The sequence below is a fragment of the Hyphomicrobium sp. CS1BSMeth3 genome (genome assembly GCF_900117415.1).
Taxonomy (GTDB): domain Bacteria; phylum Pseudomonadota; class Alphaproteobacteria; order Rhizobiales; family Hyphomicrobiaceae.
In genome coordinates, this window is record NZ_FPEI01000006.1 from 391,183 (window position 1) to 407,019 (window position 15,837).

The window sequence follows — 15,837 nt, forward strand, 5'->3', positions numbered from 1 at the left end:
CGCGAGATCTCCTGAGACGATTTGAAATGGCACTTCGGCGGATGCCTCTTCCGCCAAAAATCTCCCGGGCGCGCGCTGATTTTTCCTTCTCGGATCCGCATTGGTCGGGGGAGGTAGCTCGGGCTTGCGCGCTATCCTCAATGCCGCCAAGGTGAGGCGGGGTCGGACACGGACCGTCGCATGCGTGAATTGAGCATTGGGATCATCGAGGACCTGACGCCGAGCTTGGCACCCGCCCAGGCGGATCTGCTTAGCCGGGTCGCAACGCGGATCGCCTACGGCCGCGGTGAGGTGATCTATCGCCAGGGCGAGCCGGCTCGGCACATCTACCTGCTGCTCGAGGGAGAGGCGCAGTCGGCGCTCCTCAATTTCGCGGGCAATGAGACGCTTCTGCGCATTCATCTGCCGGGCAGCATCCTTGGGCTGACGGCGCTCGCGAGCGTGCCGTGGCGCGACGCCACCGCCAAGGCCATCCAGCCCACGCTTCTGGCCAAAGTCTCGTCCGATCGCGTTCGAGAGCTGATCCTGAGCGATCCAGGTCTTGGCCTCAGCCTCATTCAGCTTCTCGTCGACCGCATGCGCGATTTCCATTTCCGTGTCGGCGATCTGCAGGCGCTGAGTGTCGAGCAGCGCCTGGCGCGCGTGCTGCTCGCCGTCTCACGGCGAGAGCGGGAAATCGAGACAGGGGATCAGCGCCCCGAGATCCATCTCACGCACGAGGAGCTGGCGCAGCTCGTCGGTTCCCGTCGGCAGACGATCACGGGCATTCTCGGCCGCTTCATGCAGGGCGGCTACATCTCGAAGGCCGGGCGTCGGCTCTACATCGAGGACGTCGGTGGCCTGATGGGCCTGATGCCCTAAGTTCACCGCCAATGTCATCGCGCTGACATACAGGCGCGCGCCCGTCTGCCTATCGTTCACGGGCAGTGCTCGACGCTGCATAACCACAAGAAATTCAAACATATGTCCGGGGAGGACGGAGTTCATGCACTCTGCAAGGCATGTGGTCAGCCGACGTGTCGTCGCGTGTGCCGCGATGCTCGCGGCCCTATTCTCGACCGCGCAAGCTCAAGACTATCCGACGCGGCCGATCGAGATGGTCGTCACCTGGGGGCCCGGCGGCGGCGCCGATCAGACCGGACGCATGATCGGCAAGCTCCTGGAACCCGAGCTCAAGGTCTCCATTCCCGTCGAGAACGTCGCCGGCAGCTCCGGTGTTACGGGGTTGAACAAGTTGCTCAGCGGGCAGCCTGAAGGCTACCAGCTCGGTCTTGTTACGGCCGACACGCTGTCGCTGCTGGCAGCCCCCCGCGCGCAACGCTGGTCGCTCAACGATCTCGCCATCGTGGCTGTGCTCATCAAGCAGCCCTCCGGCTTCTTCGTTCAGGAGGGTGGTGCCTTCAAGAGCTGGGCGGACGTCGAGGCCAAAGCCAAGACGACCGAGCTGAAAGTCGGCGTCACCGGTCTCGGCACGCCTGACGAGCTCGCCGTCGAGCAGCTCAAGAAGCACCGCGGGCTCAAGCTGATCGCAGTGCCGTTCGCCAAGCCGTCCGAGCGCTATGCCTCGGTCCTCGGCGGTCACGCGGATCTCGTCTACGAGCAGGCGGGCGACGTGCGCTCGTTCATCGACAACAAGCAGCTTCGCCCGGTGTTGTTCCTCGCCAACGAGAAGGTCGAGCCTTTCACCGATATCCCGATCACCAAGGATCTCGGCATGAACCTCGTGCTCGACCAATACCGCACGCTCATGGCCAAGGCGGGGACCCCGCCCGAGAGATTGAAGCTCCTGCGCGAGAAGGTAGCCAAGGCCGGCGCCAGCGCGGAATACAAGAAGTTCCTCGCGGAGGCCTGGGCCGATCCTAACAGCGTGATCGCGGGCGAGCCGGGCATGGCCTATGTCGCCGACCAGATCAAGATCCTGAAATCGATCTGGCAGTAGTGCGGCGAGGGCAGACGATGATGATCTTGGATATAGTGCGGCGCGCTGCGCCGTTCATGATGGTGCTCGGCGTCGGCGTATGGCTTTGGACCGTCGCCAATGACTTTGCCATATCGACCACGCTCGGGCGTGCGGGGCCCGATCTCTGGCCGAAGATCATCCTCGTCCTGCTGATCGGCGCGGCCTTGTGGGGCGTCCTGGAGGCCGCTCTCAAGTCGCGCTCCGACGACGACACGAGCATCCTCATCACCAATGCCACCCGCTCGGCCGGCCATGAGGAGGATGCGCGCAAGGATCTGGAGGGAGATGCGGCAGACGGCGAGAAGCGGCCGGTCTTCGCGATGCTCGGCATTGCATCCATGCTCGGCTATGTCGCGGTCATTCCTTACCTGGGCTTCATCGTCTCGACGTTCCTGCTGCTGCTCGCGATCATGACGTTCGCCGGCTATGAGAAGCGGCTCCGCGCCGCGCTCATTGCCGCGATCGGCGCCTTCGTCTTCTTCATCGTGTTCCAGCGCCTCGTCTATGTGTCGCTGCCGATGGGCGCAGGCCCATTCAGAGATCTGACGCTGGCGCTGATGGCGCTCCTCGGCGTTCGCTAGGGGGCGGCGATGGACACACTCATCAATCTCGCGCACGGCTTCGGTACGGTCTTTCAGCCGCTCAATCTGCTGTTCCTCTTCGTCGGTCTCGTTCTCGGCCTGCTCGTCGCCGTGCTGCCGGGATTGACCCTGGTCATGGGCGTCGTGCTGGCCCTGCCCTTTACCTACGGCATGGGCGTGATTCCGGCCGTCATCCTGCTCACGGCCATGTACGTCTCCGGCACGTACGGCGGTGCCTTCACCTCGATCCTCTTCCGCATTCCCGGCGAGCCGATCGACGTGCCGCTGCTGTGGGACGGCTATCCCATGGCGCGCGCGGGCGAACCGGCGTTGGCGCTCGGCTGGACGCTCTTTGCGGCACTGGCAGGTGGTCTCGTCGCCGCGATCGCGATGGTGTTCCTGTCGGGGCCGGTGGCCGTGATCGCCTTGTCCTTGTCGACGCCCGAATACTTCGCGGTGATCCTGCTCGGGCTCTCCTCGGTCGTCGCCCTCGGCGGCAGCTCCCTGCCCAAAGCCCTCATATCGCTCGCGCTCGGCCTGCTGTTCTCGAGCGTAGGCACGGACCCCACGTACGGCGAGCTCAGGTTCGACTTCGGCATTCCGATGCTCAGCGACGGCATCGAATACCTGCTGGTCATGGTCGGTGCCTACGGCCTCGGCGAGGTGCTGACGCGGATGGAGCAGCGCTCGAAGTCGGTCAGCGTGTCGTCGGTCGGCGACATTCGCACCAAGCTGCCGAGTCTGAGCGCGCTCATGGACGTCAAGTCCAGCCTGTTCAGGGGCTCGTTCGTCGGCTTTCTCGTCGGCGTCATTCCCGGCGCCGGCGCGACGATTGCGTCGTTCGTGAGCTATGGCCTCGAAAGCCAGTACGGCAAGCGCCGTCGCCAGCTCGGCACAGGCATTCCCGAAGGCATCGTCGCGCCGCAATCGGCCGCGACCGCATCGGTCGGCGGGGCGATGGTGCCGCTGCTGACCATGGGTATCCCTGGTTCCGGCGCCACCGCGATCATCATGGCGGCGTTCATGCTGCAGGGCGTGCAGCCGGGCCCGCACGTCTTCTTCAAGTCGGGCGACATCGTCTACGCCGTATTCGCGTCGGTGTTCGTCGGCGTGATCGGCATGTGCCTCATCGGCTACTTCGCCATCAAGCTGCTGGTGCGCGTGCTCGCCTTCCCGGAGGCCATCACGTCCGCCTTCGTCGTCATGTTCTGCTTCATGGGCGCGATGGCGTCGCGCTCCACGGTCGGCGATCTCTGGGTCATCGTCTCCTTCGGCATCCTCGGCTATCTCTTCGAGCGCTTCCGCTTTCCCATCGCGCCGATGGTGCTCGGAGCGATCCTCGGGCCGCTCGCCGAGACGAGCTTCATGACCACCATGATCAGCTTCTCCAATGACTGGACGGTCTTCTTCACGCGGCCCGTGAGCGGCGCGATCATGGCGCTCGTGGTGCTGGCGCTGATCTACCCGACGATCAGCGATTGGATGGCGCGGCGTCGTCAGGCGCGGCGCGTGCAAAGGACGTGAAGAGGTTCGGGGCTGTCTTCTTTGTCATCGAACTGACAGACGGACTGCGCGCGTTGTGGAACGAAGTGGCCTGCATCCGAAGGCGAGACCGAGTGCGATGAAGGCCATCCAAGTCGAGAAGTTCGGCGGCCCCGAGCGACTGATGCTGGCGGACGTATCGAAGCCGCGACCTGGGCTGGGCGAGGTGTTGGTGCGCCTCGCCTATGCCGGCGTGAACTACATCGACGTCTATATGCGCGACGGCAGCTATGCCCGCTCGCACACCTATCAGACGCCACTGCCCATGACGATCGGCATGGAGGGTGCCGGTCGCATCGAGGAGGTCGGCGAGGGCGTCAGCGGCCTCTCGGTCGGCGATACGGTCGCCTATTGCCTCTCGCGCGGCAGCTACGCCGAGTTCGCCGTCGTGCCGGCCTGGAAGGTCGTGCGCGTGCCGGCTGGCATCGATCTTGCCATCGCGACGACGCTCATGCTTCAGGGCTCGACCGCGCACTATCTCTCCCGCTCGGCATTTCCGCTAAAGCGCGGCGATACGTGCCTCGTGCACGCTGGAGCGGGCGGCGTCGGCCAGCTTCTTGTTCAACTCGCCAAGCGCGCCGGTGCAACCGTTATCGCCACGGTCGGAAGCGAGGACAAAGCGCGGCTCGCTCGCGAGCGCGGTGCCGATCACACGATCCTCTATCGCCAGATGGACTTCGGCGCCGAGGTGCGCCGTCTGACCGATGGCCGTGGTGTCGATGTGGTCTATGACTCAGTTGGCCGCGATACCCTTCCTCGCAGCTTTCGCGCGCTCAAGCGGCGCGGGGTCTGCATCAGCTTTGGCGCGAGCTCCGGACAGCCCGAACCGGTCCCATTGCTCGAGCTGGCGGAAGCAGGTTCGGTCTTTCTCACGCGGCCGCATCTCGCCGACTACATGGCGAGCGCCGACGAGATCCGCGCGCGGGCTGCGGATCTCTTCGCCGCAGTCGCGGAGGGCGCGCTGCACGTCGCCATCGACAAAGTATTCCCGCTTGCCGAGGCCTCGGCCGCACACGGCACGATCGAGGGCCGCGCCACGCGCGGCAAGTTGCTGCTGAAGATCCACTGAGCACGAGAGATCGCCACCGTGATCGAGGATGTCCGACTTGACCGCCTGCGGCTGCCGCTCAAGGAGCCCTACAAGCTCGCGCTCGGTCCGGTCACGGCTTTCGACACCATCATCGCGCGCATCGTCGTCAACGGCCGCGAGGGCCTCGGCGAAGCGACCATTCTCACCGGCTATACGGACGAGACAATCGATGAAGCTTGGCCGCGTGCGGCGGCATTGGCTTCGCGGCTCGTCGGTCTCAGCAGCGACGCCGCCAAGGCTCTCGCCGAGCAGGACCTCGAAGATGCGCCGTTCACGCTGACGGCCTTCGTCACCGCCATCGAGATGGCAGAGGGCCACCCCTTGCTCGCCATCGACGCCGACGAGGAAGTTCCGCTGCTGGCCGGCATCAATGCGACGGACTTCGCCGGCATCGAGCGCGAGATCGAAGCTGCCGTGGTGGCCGGATACGGCACGCTCAAGATCAAGGCGGGCTTCGATGTCGAGGCGGACCTGAAGCGCGTCGCCTTCATTCAGAAATCCAATCGCGGGCGCGCCAAGCTGCGGCTCGACGCCAATCAGGGCTACAGTCGCGCGCACGGCGTGCGGTTTGCCTCGGCGCTGGCGCCAGAGTCCATCGAGCTGCTCGAGCAGCCGTGCCACGCCGATGATTGGGAGGCATCTGCGGCCATCGCCGCCGTGAGCACGGTGCCGCTCATGCTGGATGAGTCCATTTACGGGCTCGAGGACATCAAGCGCGCTGCTGCGCTGAGGGCATCCTTCGTGAAGTTGAAGCTCATGAAGATGAGCAGCCTCACGAAGCTCGCCGAGGGCCTAAACCTCATCCGCGATCTCGGCATGCAGCCCGTGCTGGGTAATGGCGTGGCGAGCGATCTCGGCTGCTGGATGGAGGCCTGCGTCGCGCGTCGCACCATCACCAACGCCGGCGAGATGAACGGCTTCCTCCGTCAGCGCACACCGATCGCGGCGGCGCCGATCGCCGTCAGGCGAGGGAGTATGCAACTCGAGGCCGGCATGATGACGGCCCTCGATGATGCGCGCATTGCCGCTGCTCGCGTGTCGCAGATGCATGCCGGCCGGCTCAGTTCAGTGAAATGAATGGAATGACCATGGTCGACAATGCCGCTCTCCCGCGCGCGACAGGCGCCGCCATCAACAAGACGCTGATCACGGGCGTCATCGGCTCCGACACGCACATCGTCGGCAACCGCATTCTCTCTATCGCTCTGGAAAACGCGGGCTTCAAGGTGATCGCGCTCGGCGCGCTCACGCCGGCCGCTGACTTCATCAAGGCAGCGATCGAGACAGCCGCCGATGCCATCCTCGTCTCGTCGCTCTATGGACTTGGCGAGCTCGACTGCCGCGGCTTCCGCGAGCAGTGCATCGAAGCTGGCCTCGATGACATCCTGCTCTATGTCGGCGGCAACCTCGTCGTCGGCAAGCGAAGCTGGGAGGAGACCGAGCGCACATTCCTCGGCATGGGCTTCAATCGCGCCTTTCCGCCGGGCACGCGTACGGACGCCGTCATCGACGCGCTCAACTGCGATTTCGCGACGCGCTCGGCGCTTGTCCCTTCAACCTAAGCTCGCTTGCGCATGTCCGCCGCTCTTCTCATCGACTTCGGCTCGACCTACACCAAGCTCCGTGCGGTGGATGTCGAGGCACGCCGCGTTCTTGCTACGGCGCAGGGACCTTCGACAGTGACGAGCGATGTCACCATCGGCCTCGACCTCGCGCTCGCCGCGCTTGAGCGTAAGCTCGGACGCCTGCCCAAATTCACGCATCGCCTTGCCTCGTCCTCGGCGGCCGGCGGTCTCAGGATGGTGACGATCGGTCTTGTGAAGGAGCTGACCGCTGAAGCCGCACGGCAAGCCGCGCTCGGCGCTGGCGCCAAGCTCGTCGGTGCCTTTGCCTATCGCCTCACACCAAGTGATCTCAGCGCCATCGAGGCACTGGCGCCGGACATCATCCTGCTCGCCGGCGGCACGGACGGCGGCAATGCCGAGGTCGTGCGCCACAATGGCGCGCGGCTTTCCGCGTCGACCTTGCAGTGTGCCATCATTGTTGCCTGCAATCGCGATGTCGCCGAAGAAGTCGTCGCCGGCCTGAGCGCCGCGGGCAAGAATGCCATCCTCACGCGAAACGTCATGCCCGCATTCGGCGTGCTGGAGATCGATCCGGCGCGGGACGCCATCCGCGAGGTCTTCATTTCCCGCATCGTGCACGCCAAGGGCATCGACCGCGCCGCCGCCCAAGTCGATGCCGTGCTCATGCCGACACCGGCCGCGGTCATGGAAGGTGCGCGCCTGCTCTCGGAGGGCACGGCCCGCCACGCTGGTCTCGGCGATCTCCTCGTCGTGGACATCGGCGGTGCGACCACCGACGTGCACTCCGTGGCTGTCGGCGCGCCTAGGCGCGATGGCGTCGTGCAGTACGGCCTGCCCGAGCCATTCGTGAAGCGGACCGTCGAGGGCGATCTCGGCATGCGCCACAATGCGCGCGCCATTGTCGAAGCCGCCGGCCCTTCGGTGTTCGCCACGCGCGCGGGCCTTACGGAAACCGAGCTGAACGCGATGCTCGACGCCATCGAGGCCGATGTCGAGCGCCTGCCGTCGACACAGGCCGAGATTGCACTCGACGAAGCGCTCGCATGGACGGCGGTGCGCATTGCCGTCGGTCGCCACGCCGGCACGTCCGAAATCGTCCAGACCGTGCAGGGACCAGTCACCATGCAGCGTGGCAAGGATCTCTCGGGCGTGACGACCGTCATTGGTACGGGCGGTCCGCTCGCACATGGTGCCACGCCGTCGTCCGTGCTCAAGGCCGCGCTCGCCGATCCCGCAGATCCATACTCGCTGCGGCCGCTGCGTCCGACGCTCTGCATTGACGCCGACTACCTGCTCTATGCGGGCGGTCTGCTCGCCGCAATCGATCCCGATGCTGCCTTCGAGATCGCGCGCACGTCGCTCCGCCCATTGGAAGAAAGGGAAGCGCATGAACCTCGCAGTCAGATCGCGTGACACGCGCGCGCCGTTCTCGCAGCGCGAGATTCCGGCGGACGACTTCGCCGTCATGCGCAGAGAGAACCTCGCGCGCTGGCCGACCGGTGCGCTCGTCGATGTCGATGCCGCGGTGGCGCGCCACAAGGCACTTCCGAAGCACAAGCAGCTCGCGCATGTGTTTCGCGAGGCAGAGGCCAGCGGCCGCTGTCTGACGCAGCCGCGCGGCGGCTTCGGCACGCTGGAGCTGCAGATCGAGCTGATGACCGAGCTCGACAAGGTCGGCCTCGCCGACATCGTGCCGACGACGACGGACAGCTACACGCGCAACGAGCAGTGGGACAAGGCGCAGTTGGGTGTCGAGGAGAGCCGCAAGGCGGGCCGCTCCATGCTCAACGGCTTTCCGATGGTGAACTATGGCCCCATCGAGACGGCCAAGCTCATCGATGCCATCGACAAGCCGGGTATTGTCCTCTCGGGCACATCCTTTCCGCGACTGACGGCGGAAGTGGGCTATGCCTCCGGCTTCACGGGCTATCTCGGCTCCGGCCTCGCCTACACGGTCTCCTACACGAAAGAGACGTCGCTCGAGGAAGGCATCCGCAACTACCAGTACCTCGATCGTCTCGCGGCGCTCTACATGACGCACGGCGTCGAGCTTCATCGCCGCCAGCCGGGCTTTCTCACCGGTACTAACATCCCGCCGTCGATCGCGATCATCACCTGCATCGTCGACGCTCTGCTGGCGGCGCATCAGGGTGTCAGGCACTACGGCCTCGAGCTCGGACAGACATTGCATCTCGTGCAGGATGCGGCCGCCATTCGCATGTGCCGCGTGCTCGTGCAGGAATATCTCCAGCGCTTTGGCTTCCACGACGTCTATACGCCCGTCACCTCGCTCCACTGGATGGGGGCATGGCCGCATGACGAGGCGCAGGCTGCCGCACTCATCGTCTATGGCGGCACGTTGGCAGCCGTCGGCGGTGCCAACTCGATCACGACCAAGTCGACGCACGAGCCGTTCGGGATTCCGACACCCAAGGCCAATGCCGAGGGGCTGCGCATGACGCGCATGGCCATCTATCTGGCGCGCAATCAGAAGCTCGACGCCATGCCCGAGTTCCAGACCGAGTGCGATCTTATTCGCCGCGAGGTCGTGTCGGTCATGGACAAGATCCTGGAGATGGGTGACGGCGATGTCGCCCTCGCGACGATCCGCAGTGCCGAGGCGGGCGTGCTCGACATTCCGTGGTCGCCGAACAGGCACGTGAAGAGCCGCATCATGCCGGCACGCGATGCCGACGGCTATCTGCGCATCGTCGATCCGGGCGAGATGCCCTTTGCGCGCGATGCCATGGAGATTCACGAGGCGGGCCTGCGCCGGCGCGCGGAACGCGAAGGTGTGCCGTTCGGACATGAACTCGCGGTCTCGAGCGTCTACGAGATCAGCGAGATGCTCGAGAAGCTCATGCCCTGACCTGATCGCGCGACATGCGAGTGCGCTGTTCGCTCGATGTCGAATGTGCCGATGATGGTGCGCATACCGCGCGCTTGTAGCAATACTGTCGCGAGCTTCGAATACACCGACGGCCGCAATGCAGCATGAGCCAATCCTCCGTCGGCGTATCGCGAATTGTGCATCGCAAAGGCAGGGCGCGCGCCACAGAAGGCTTGCCGAGCTTTCTTGGTTCAGCCTAGATTTTGCGCTGCGCGGGCCCGCGCGACCGGATCGATAAGCATTCGGCACTAAGAATAAAGAGGGAGCACCGAGGCATGAGCGGAGCCGCGACAGGCCCTCTCACCGGAAGTGGTGCGCGGCTCCGCAGGGGGGCCGTCTCGCTGCAAAGCATCTCCAAAAGCTTCGGCGCGCAGAACGTTCTCAAACAGATCTCGCTCGACATCGCTTCTGGTGAGTTCCTGACTATTCTCGGTCCATCGGGGTGCGGGAAGTCCACGCTCCTGCGCATCATCGCAGGCCTCGAGACACAGGATTGGGGCACGGTTTCCATCGATGGGCAGGTCGTCGATCATCTGCGGCCTGCAGCGCGCATCATCGCGATGGTCTTCCAGTCCTACGCGCTCTATCCGCACTTGTCGGTGCTGGATAACATTTCCATGCCTCTGCGTTTGAGCCGGCTCAATATGCTCCAGCGCTTGCCCGGCGCGCGCTACCTGCACCCCGGCACGCGTCGTGCCGAAGGCGAGATCAAGGAGGCAGCGCGCGCTGTCGCCGGCATTCTGCGCATCGAGGAGCTGCTGGCGCGGAAGCCTCGGCAGCTCTCGGGCGGCCAGAAGCAGCGCGTTGCTCTTGGCCGCGCCATGGTGCGCGAGCCGCGCGTGTTCTTGATGGACGAGCCTCTGTCCAATCTCGATGCCGAGCTTCGCGTGCACATGCGCGCCGAAATCGCTCAGCTTCACCGCCGGCTCGCCACCACATTCATCTACGTCACGCACGACCAGGCCGAAGCCATGACGATGTCCGACCGCATCGTCGTCATGATGGAGGGCACGGCGCTACAGGTTGCCCCGCCCAAGGAGATCTACGAGAATCCCAATGACCTGAGCGTCGCCCGCTTCGTAGGAAGTCCGGCCATCAACGTGCTGCCCGGCACGATCGAGAGCGATGGCAGCATCGATGTTCTGGGCGCTCGCTTGCGGTTGCGCACCACGCTCCCGGCCGGCGCGCGCGTCGATATCGCAGCGCGACCACACGTACTTTCGGCGACAGCGCATACGGACGCTCCGACGGTCACCGGCCGTGTGGTGCACGTGGAGAATCTCGGGGCGGACATCTTTGTCCACGTCGGCGTCGAAGGCGCGCCGGCGCCCGTGGTCATGAGGCACGACCCGGCTCTTGCCCTCACGCCAAGCCTGGGTGACCAGCTCACCATGGTCCTGCCGCCCGCGCGCGTGCTCGTGTTCGACGATCGTGGCCGGCGTGTTTCTGCGTCATCCGATGCGAGTGTGGAGCAGCACGCCCATGTCTAGAGACGCCAGCCAGCCTGTCACGGGCGTCGCGGGCGTGCCATCCCGCCGCCATGGGCATCGAGCAGTTGCGGCCGTTCTGGCCGGACCGGCGCTTGTCCTGATCGTGCTGTTCCTGATCGGACCGCTGGCGTGCGTCGCCCTGCTCTCGCTCACCGACTATCAGCTCGGCGCCGCGACGCTGAACTACGTCGGCGGCAAGAACTATGCGGAGATGTTTTCGGACCGCGTATTCCAGAAATCGCTGACGAACACGCTGCTCTATGTCGCGATCACGGTGCCGGGCTCGGTGCTGCTCGGTCTCGGCGCGGCACTGTTGATCGAGGCCGATCGGGGCCTCAGGACCTTCTACCGCGCCATCTACTTCCTGCCCGTGATGGCGACGCTGATCGCCATGTCGATCGTGTGGGAGTTCATGCTCCATCCCCAGTTCGGCATCGTCAATCAGCTCGTGAAGGCTCTCGGCCTCAGTCGCATCGACTGGCTGCAGAACCAGTCGGTCGTGCTGTTCACGCTGTGCGGGATCGGCATCTGGCAAAGCCTCGGCTTCAACATGGTGCTCTTCATGGCGGGCCTCACCTCGATTCCCAAGGATCTCTATGAGGCTGCCGCCGTGGACGGCGCCAATTCCGCCATCGACCGCTTCCGGCTCGTCACATGGCCGATGCTGGGGCCAGTGACGTTGTTCGTCGTCGTCATCACGGCGATCCGCTCATTCCAGGTTTTCGATACCGTACAGGTGCTCACGAAGGGCGGCCCTAACAAAGCTTCCGAGGTCCTGCTCTACACAATGTACTCGGAAGGCTTCGAGTTCTTCCGCAGTGGATATGCCTCCGCCGTCACCGTCGTCTTTCTGGTGTTCGTGCTGGCCCTGTCGGCCCTCAAAGTCTTCGTCCTCGACAAGCGGGTGCACTACGCATGACCGGAAACCGCCTCGGGCCTTTCGCGCGCATCCTGCGTCACGTCGTGCTGATGACGCTGGCAGTGGTGATCGTCGCGCCGTTCGTGTGGATGGTGCTCTGCTCGTTCAAGACGCAGAGTGAAATCCTGTCGGCGGAGATCAGGATCATTCCGCACACGTGGGCCGCCGTCGAGAACTACACGGCGGCGCTGACGCGCGTGCCCATGCTGCGCTTCCTGCTCAATGGCGTGATCGTCACGCTTGTCATCTTCCTGTTGCAGGTGCTGGTCAATTTGCCGGCGGCCTATGCACTGGCGAAGCTGCGATTTCGCGGGCGCTCGGCCTTCCTCGGCCTTGTACTTCTCTGCTTGCTGATCCCTGTGCACGCGACAGCCATTCCTACCTACATCATGTTCTACAAGGCCGGACTGCTCAACACGTACGCCTCGCTCATTCTGCCTTTCACGATCTCCGTGTTCGGCATCTTCCTCATGCGCCAGTTCTTCATGACGGTGCCGGACGACCTGATCGACGCCGCGCGCGTCGACGGAATGAGCGAGATCGGCATCGTGTGGCGCGTGATGCTTCCGACGGCGGTGCCGGCCCTCGTGGCCTTCGGCATCTTCTCCGTCGTGGCGCATTGGAACGACTATTTCTGGCCTCTCATCGTTGTCGCAGACCAGGCGCTCTACACGCCGCCGCTTGGTGTCGCGTTCTTCAGACTCAACGATCAGGGCACCAGCTACGGACCGCTCATGGCGGCGGCAACGATCTCGATCGCGCCGCTCGTCATCGCGTTCCTGCTGGCGCAGCGCCGGTTCATCGAAGGCATTACCCTCACCGGAATGAAGGCGTGAGACTCACAGGCACGTGGAACGTTCAGGAGAAGACCATGTCCAGGTTTCTGCGATTCGTCCTTTCAGCGACGCTGATCTTGCTGCCGAGCCTCGCGCTCGCGCAAACCAAGATCAATCTCGAGGTGCAGTATCCGCTCGGCTTCATCTTCGACAAGGTCTTTGCCGAGCTGAAGACCGAGTTCGAGAAGGCCAATCCCGACATCACTGTCACCTATCGTCCCGCCTACAAGGAGTATGAGGACGCGGCGCAGACCGCACTCCGTCAGGCGATCACCAAGCAGCTTCCCGATGTGGCGCTGCAGGCCATCAACATGCAGCGGCTCTTCGTCGACCGCGGCATCGCCGTGGACATCAGCCCCTTCATCGCCAAGGAGAAGGATTGGAAGGGCGACGGCTTCTCTGACTCCATGATGGCGCTCGGCACCTTCAACGGTAAGCCGTACGGCCTCGCCTTCGCAGTCTCCACGCCGATCATCTACTTCAACGAGGATCTGGTGGTGAAGGCGGGTGGCAACCCCAACAACTTCCCCAAGACCTGGGACGGTATCATCGAGCTCGCCAACAAGATCAAGGCGCTCGGCAACGACACCGTCGGTCTGTACCACTCCTGGCAGATCACCGGTAACTGGCTGTGGCAGGCGCTCGTCTTCTCCCACGGCGGCGCGATGATGAGTGCGGACGAGAAGGCGGTCGCCTTCAATGGCGATGCCGGTCAGCGCTCCATCGAGCTGCTTGGCCGTCTCGTGCGCGAAGGCAACATGCCCGATCTCGCGCACGAAGCTGCGCGCTCGACGTTCTTCGCCGGCAAGATGGGCATCTGGACCGAGTCGACGTCGCTGCTGCGCGTCGCTGACGACAGCGTCGGCGGCCGCTTCAAGTGGCGGACGGCGACCTTCCCGGTGCCGGGCCCCAATGCCAAGCTGCCGACGGGTGGTGCCGCTGCGCTGATGTTCGCCTCGACGCCGGAGAAGCAGGCCGCGGCGTGGCGCTTCATGAAGTTCATTACCGGGGCCGAAGGCGCCACGATGATGGTGAAGGGCACGGGCTACATGCCGCCGAACTCGGTGCCCGCCAACGATCCCAAGATGCTCAAGTCGTTCTATGAGACGCGGCCCAATCATTTGACTTCTCTGGCGCAGCAGCCCTTCATGACGGCTTGGTACGCTTTCCCTGGCGAGAACAACCTGAAGATCATCTCGACGATCAAGGATCGCCTGCAGACCGTCGTCGACAAGTCGGCGGAGCCGAAAGCAGCGCTCTCCGCCATGAGCGACGATGTCGGCAAGCTGCTTCCGAAGTGATGTTTCGATTGCCAGGCTGGCTTCCGTGCCAGCCTGGCGACTTTCACCGGTAGCCGTAAGCGACATCGATCATGAAGTTCCTGCAGATCTCCGATGTGCACCTTGTTCCCGACGGTGGTGACCTCTACGGGCTCAATCCCTACGAGCGGCTGACTGCGTGCATTGCCGACGTCAACGCGCATCACGCGGATGCGGACTTCGTCGTCTTCACGGGCGATCTCGCACACACCGGTCATCCCGGAGCGTACGAGCGCCTGATCGCACTGCTCGACACTCTGCAGCTTCCCTATCATCTGATGATCGGGAACCACGACAATCGCGAGAACTTCAAGGCCGCATTTCCCTCCCGGCCGCAGGACCCGAACGGCTTCATCCAGTTCGGCTTCGACACACCCGCCGGGCGCTTCATCTGCCTCGACAGCAACGAGCCGGGTGTGCCCTATGGCTCATTCTGCGAGAAGCGCGCGGCGTGGCTCTCGCAAGATCTCGATCGCGCCGGGAGCAGCCCGGTCTATCTTTTCGTCCACCACCATCCATTCCCGGTGGGCCTCAAGCGCATGGACGTGAACCGGCTCCGCGACGGAGAGCGGCTCGGCGACGTCCTCAAAGGCCGGACCAACATCAGGCACCTGTTCATGGGGCACCTGCACCGTCCGATCAGCGGCACGTGGATGGGTATTCCCTATTCCGTTCTGCCGGCGACGAACCATCAGGTTGCTCTCGACTTCGTCATCGAAGGCGTCGTGCCGGGCAGTCACGAGCCGCCGGCCTATGCCGTGATCTTCCTCGAGGCGGACCGCTCGGTCGTCCATCTGCACAACTTCCTCGATCGGACGAACACCTTCCGGCTTTAGCGTCGGTGCTCGGCTGGTGCATGGAATGCTTCACGAGCCTGCGCGAAGCTGACGCGCGGATTTAAGTATTGTCGCGCCCCATCTCGGGTCAGTAAGATCCCCCTGCTTCTTCCTGACAATGTCTGAATGCCAGTAGGGACGGATGCCTCCGCCAGTGGGGAAAGCCATGAGGCTCTACGTCACCAATACGTCTCCATTCGCGCGGGTCGTGCGGATCGTCGTGCTCGAGAAAGGCCTCTCGTCGCGCATCGAGCTCGTTACGGCGCGCACGCGCGAAGAGAACAGCCCGTACTACGCGATCAATCCGTCCGGGCGCGTGCCATACCTTGTCCTCGCCGATGGTACGGGCATGGAGGACAGCGGCCTGATCGCGACCTATCTCGACGCGCTCGACGGGGCGCCGCGCCTTAGCGCACCACAATCGGCTGATCCCTGGGCTTATGGCCGCCTCGAGGCACGAGCGAGGAGCTTCACGGACGGCGTCTCGGTGTGGGTGCGCGAAATGCGGCGGCCACAGGACGAGCGCTCGCCGACCATCCTCAAGCATGAGGTGGCGCGTGCCGAGCGCCTCGGTGCTAGCTGGAACGAGGACGTCGCGCACCCCATCATGCAGGGGCCGCTGACCATGGCGCACTTGCTGCTCTTCGTCGGTCTCGACTTTGCCAGGGACAGCAAAATGGCTGACCTCGAAGCGAGCAATCCGCACCTGAGGCAATTCGCGGAGCGTCTGCGGGCGATGCCATCGATTGCCGCAACGCACCCCGCCTCAACATAGAAATCGAATCCGG

The 15,837-nt window shown here is 64.3% G+C and carries 15 protein-coding genes; all 15 read left to right on the plus strand.

Going from position 1 to position 15,837, the window contains the following annotated elements; translation table 11 throughout:
* Window positions 1-180: 180 nt before the first annotated feature.
* Window positions 181-861, plus strand: coding sequence for a Crp/Fnr family transcriptional regulator (locus CS1BSM3_RS16905; RefSeq protein ID WP_072388852.1), 681 nt, complete (start codon window positions 181-183; stop codon window positions 859-861).
* A 124-nt stretch (window positions 862-985) separates the two neighbouring features.
* Window positions 986-1,939 carry a Bug family tripartite tricarboxylate transporter substrate binding protein gene (locus CS1BSM3_RS16910; protein WP_072388854.1) on the plus strand — a complete coding sequence of 318 codons (954 nt, stop codon included), beginning with the start codon at window positions 986-988 and terminating at the stop codon, window positions 1,937-1,939.
* A 17-nt stretch (window positions 1,940-1,956) separates the two neighbouring features.
* Entirely contained in the window at window positions 1,957-2,541 is a 585-nt protein-coding gene (locus tag CS1BSM3_RS16915) for a tripartite tricarboxylate transporter TctB family protein (protein WP_072388856.1), read from the plus strand.
* A gap of 9 nt (window positions 2,542-2,550) precedes the next feature.
* Window positions 2,551-4,065 (plus strand): tripartite tricarboxylate transporter permease, encoded by a 1,515-nt coding sequence (locus CS1BSM3_RS16920; protein ID WP_072388857.1) that lies wholly within the window; start codon window positions 2,551-2,553, stop codon window positions 4,063-4,065.
* Between the two features lie 97 nt (window positions 4,066-4,162).
* Entirely contained in the window at window positions 4,163-5,152 is a 990-nt protein-coding gene (locus CS1BSM3_RS16925; protein WP_072388859.1) for a quinone oxidoreductase family protein, read from the plus strand.
* 18 nt (window positions 5,153-5,170) lie between these two features.
* A complete protein-coding gene (locus CS1BSM3_RS16930; RefSeq protein WP_072388862.1) occupies window positions 5,171-6,250 on the plus strand; it encodes a mandelate racemase/muconate lactonizing enzyme family protein in 1,080 nt (359 codons plus the stop codon).
* Between the two features lie 5 nt (window positions 6,251-6,255).
* Window positions 6,256-6,735 (plus strand): methylaspartate mutase subunit S, encoded by a 480-nt coding sequence (gene glmS, locus CS1BSM3_RS16935; RefSeq protein WP_210188798.1) that lies wholly within the window; start codon window positions 6,256-6,258, stop codon window positions 6,733-6,735.
* A 12-nt stretch (window positions 6,736-6,747) separates the two neighbouring features.
* Complete coding sequence (gene glmL / locus CS1BSM3_RS16940) at window positions 6,748-8,172, plus strand: methylaspartate mutase accessory protein GlmL (protein ID WP_072388864.1); 1,425 nt, start codon at window positions 6,748-6,750, stop codon at window positions 8,170-8,172.
* Window positions 8,147-9,628 (plus strand): methylaspartate mutase subunit E, encoded by a 1,482-nt coding sequence (locus CS1BSM3_RS16945; protein WP_072388866.1) that lies wholly within the window; start codon window positions 8,147-8,149, stop codon window positions 9,626-9,628. Before glmL ends, CS1BSM3_RS16945 begins: the two co-directional genes overlap by 26 nt.
* 296 nt (window positions 9,629-9,924) lie before the next feature.
* On the plus strand, window positions 9,925-11,139 hold the full coding sequence (locus CS1BSM3_RS16950; RefSeq protein ID WP_072388868.1) for an ABC transporter ATP-binding protein: 1,215 nt from the start codon (window positions 9,925-9,927) through the stop codon (window positions 11,137-11,139).
* Window positions 11,132-12,058, plus strand: coding sequence for a carbohydrate ABC transporter permease (locus tag CS1BSM3_RS16955; RefSeq protein ID WP_083528667.1), 927 nt, complete (start codon window positions 11,132-11,134; stop codon window positions 12,056-12,058). The genes CS1BSM3_RS16950 and CS1BSM3_RS16955 overlap by 8 nt, the downstream gene beginning before the upstream one ends.
* Entirely contained in the window at window positions 12,055-12,894 is an 840-nt protein-coding gene (locus tag CS1BSM3_RS16960; protein WP_072388872.1) for a carbohydrate ABC transporter permease, read from the plus strand. The genes CS1BSM3_RS16955 and CS1BSM3_RS16960 overlap by 4 nt, the downstream gene beginning before the upstream one ends.
* Window positions 12,895-12,929: 35 nt before the next feature.
* Complete coding sequence (locus CS1BSM3_RS16965) at window positions 12,930-14,195, plus strand: ABC transporter substrate-binding protein (protein WP_072388874.1); 1,266 nt, start codon at window positions 12,930-12,932, stop codon at window positions 14,193-14,195.
* A gap of 71 nt (window positions 14,196-14,266) precedes the next feature.
* Window positions 14,267-15,049 carry a phosphodiesterase gene (locus CS1BSM3_RS16970; protein ID WP_072388876.1) on the plus strand — a complete coding sequence of 261 codons (783 nt, stop codon included), beginning with the start codon at window positions 14,267-14,269 and terminating at the stop codon, window positions 15,047-15,049.
* A gap of 166 nt (window positions 15,050-15,215) precedes the next feature.
* The gene (locus CS1BSM3_RS16975; protein WP_072388878.1) at window positions 15,216-15,824 is read left to right on the plus strand and encodes a glutathione S-transferase family protein; all 609 of its coding nucleotides are present in this window, start codon (window positions 15,216-15,218) and stop codon (window positions 15,822-15,824) included.
* Window positions 15,825-15,837: the final 13 nt, after the last annotated feature.

What these genes read in the sequence shown, in the direction of transcription:
- CS1BSM3_RS16905 (WP_072388852.1), top strand. Translation starts at nt 181, where the DNA reads ATGCGTGAATTGAGCATTGGGATCATCGAGGACCTGACGCCGAGCTTG.
- CS1BSM3_RS16910 (WP_072388854.1), top strand. Translation starts at nt 986, where the DNA reads ATGCACTCTGCAAGGCATGTGGTCAGCCGACGTGTCGTCGCGTGTGCC.
- CS1BSM3_RS16915 (WP_072388856.1), top strand. Translation starts at nt 1,957, where the DNA reads ATGATGATCTTGGATATAGTGCGGCGCGCTGCGCCGTTCATGATGGTG.
- CS1BSM3_RS16920 (WP_072388857.1), top strand. Translation starts at nt 2,551, where the DNA reads ATGGACACACTCATCAATCTCGCGCACGGCTTCGGTACGGTCTTTCAG.
- CS1BSM3_RS16925 (WP_072388859.1), top strand. Translation starts at nt 4,163, where the DNA reads ATGAAGGCCATCCAAGTCGAGAAGTTCGGCGGCCCCGAGCGACTGATG.
- glmS (WP_210188798.1), top strand. Translation starts at nt 6,256, where the DNA reads ATGACCATGGTCGACAATGCCGCTCTCCCGCGCGCGACAGGCGCCGCC.
- glmL (WP_072388864.1), top strand. Translation starts at nt 6,748, where the DNA reads ATGTCCGCCGCTCTTCTCATCGACTTCGGCTCGACCTACACCAAGCTC.
- CS1BSM3_RS16945 (WP_072388866.1), top strand. Translation starts at nt 8,147, where the DNA reads ATGAACCTCGCAGTCAGATCGCGTGACACGCGCGCGCCGTTCTCGCAG.
- CS1BSM3_RS16950 (WP_072388868.1), top strand. Translation starts at nt 9,925, where the DNA reads ATGAGCGGAGCCGCGACAGGCCCTCTCACCGGAAGTGGTGCGCGGCTC.
- CS1BSM3_RS16955 (WP_083528667.1), top strand. Translation starts at nt 11,132, where the DNA reads ATGTCTAGAGACGCCAGCCAGCCTGTCACGGGCGTCGCGGGCGTGCCA.
- CS1BSM3_RS16960 (WP_072388872.1), top strand. Translation starts at nt 12,055, where the DNA reads ATGACCGGAAACCGCCTCGGGCCTTTCGCGCGCATCCTGCGTCACGTC.
- CS1BSM3_RS16965 (WP_072388874.1), top strand. Translation starts at nt 12,930, where the DNA reads ATGTCCAGGTTTCTGCGATTCGTCCTTTCAGCGACGCTGATCTTGCTG.
- CS1BSM3_RS16970 (WP_072388876.1), top strand. Translation starts at nt 14,267, where the DNA reads ATGAAGTTCCTGCAGATCTCCGATGTGCACCTTGTTCCCGACGGTGGT.
- CS1BSM3_RS16975 (WP_072388878.1), top strand. Translation starts at nt 15,216, where the DNA reads ATGAGGCTCTACGTCACCAATACGTCTCCATTCGCGCGGGTCGTGCGG.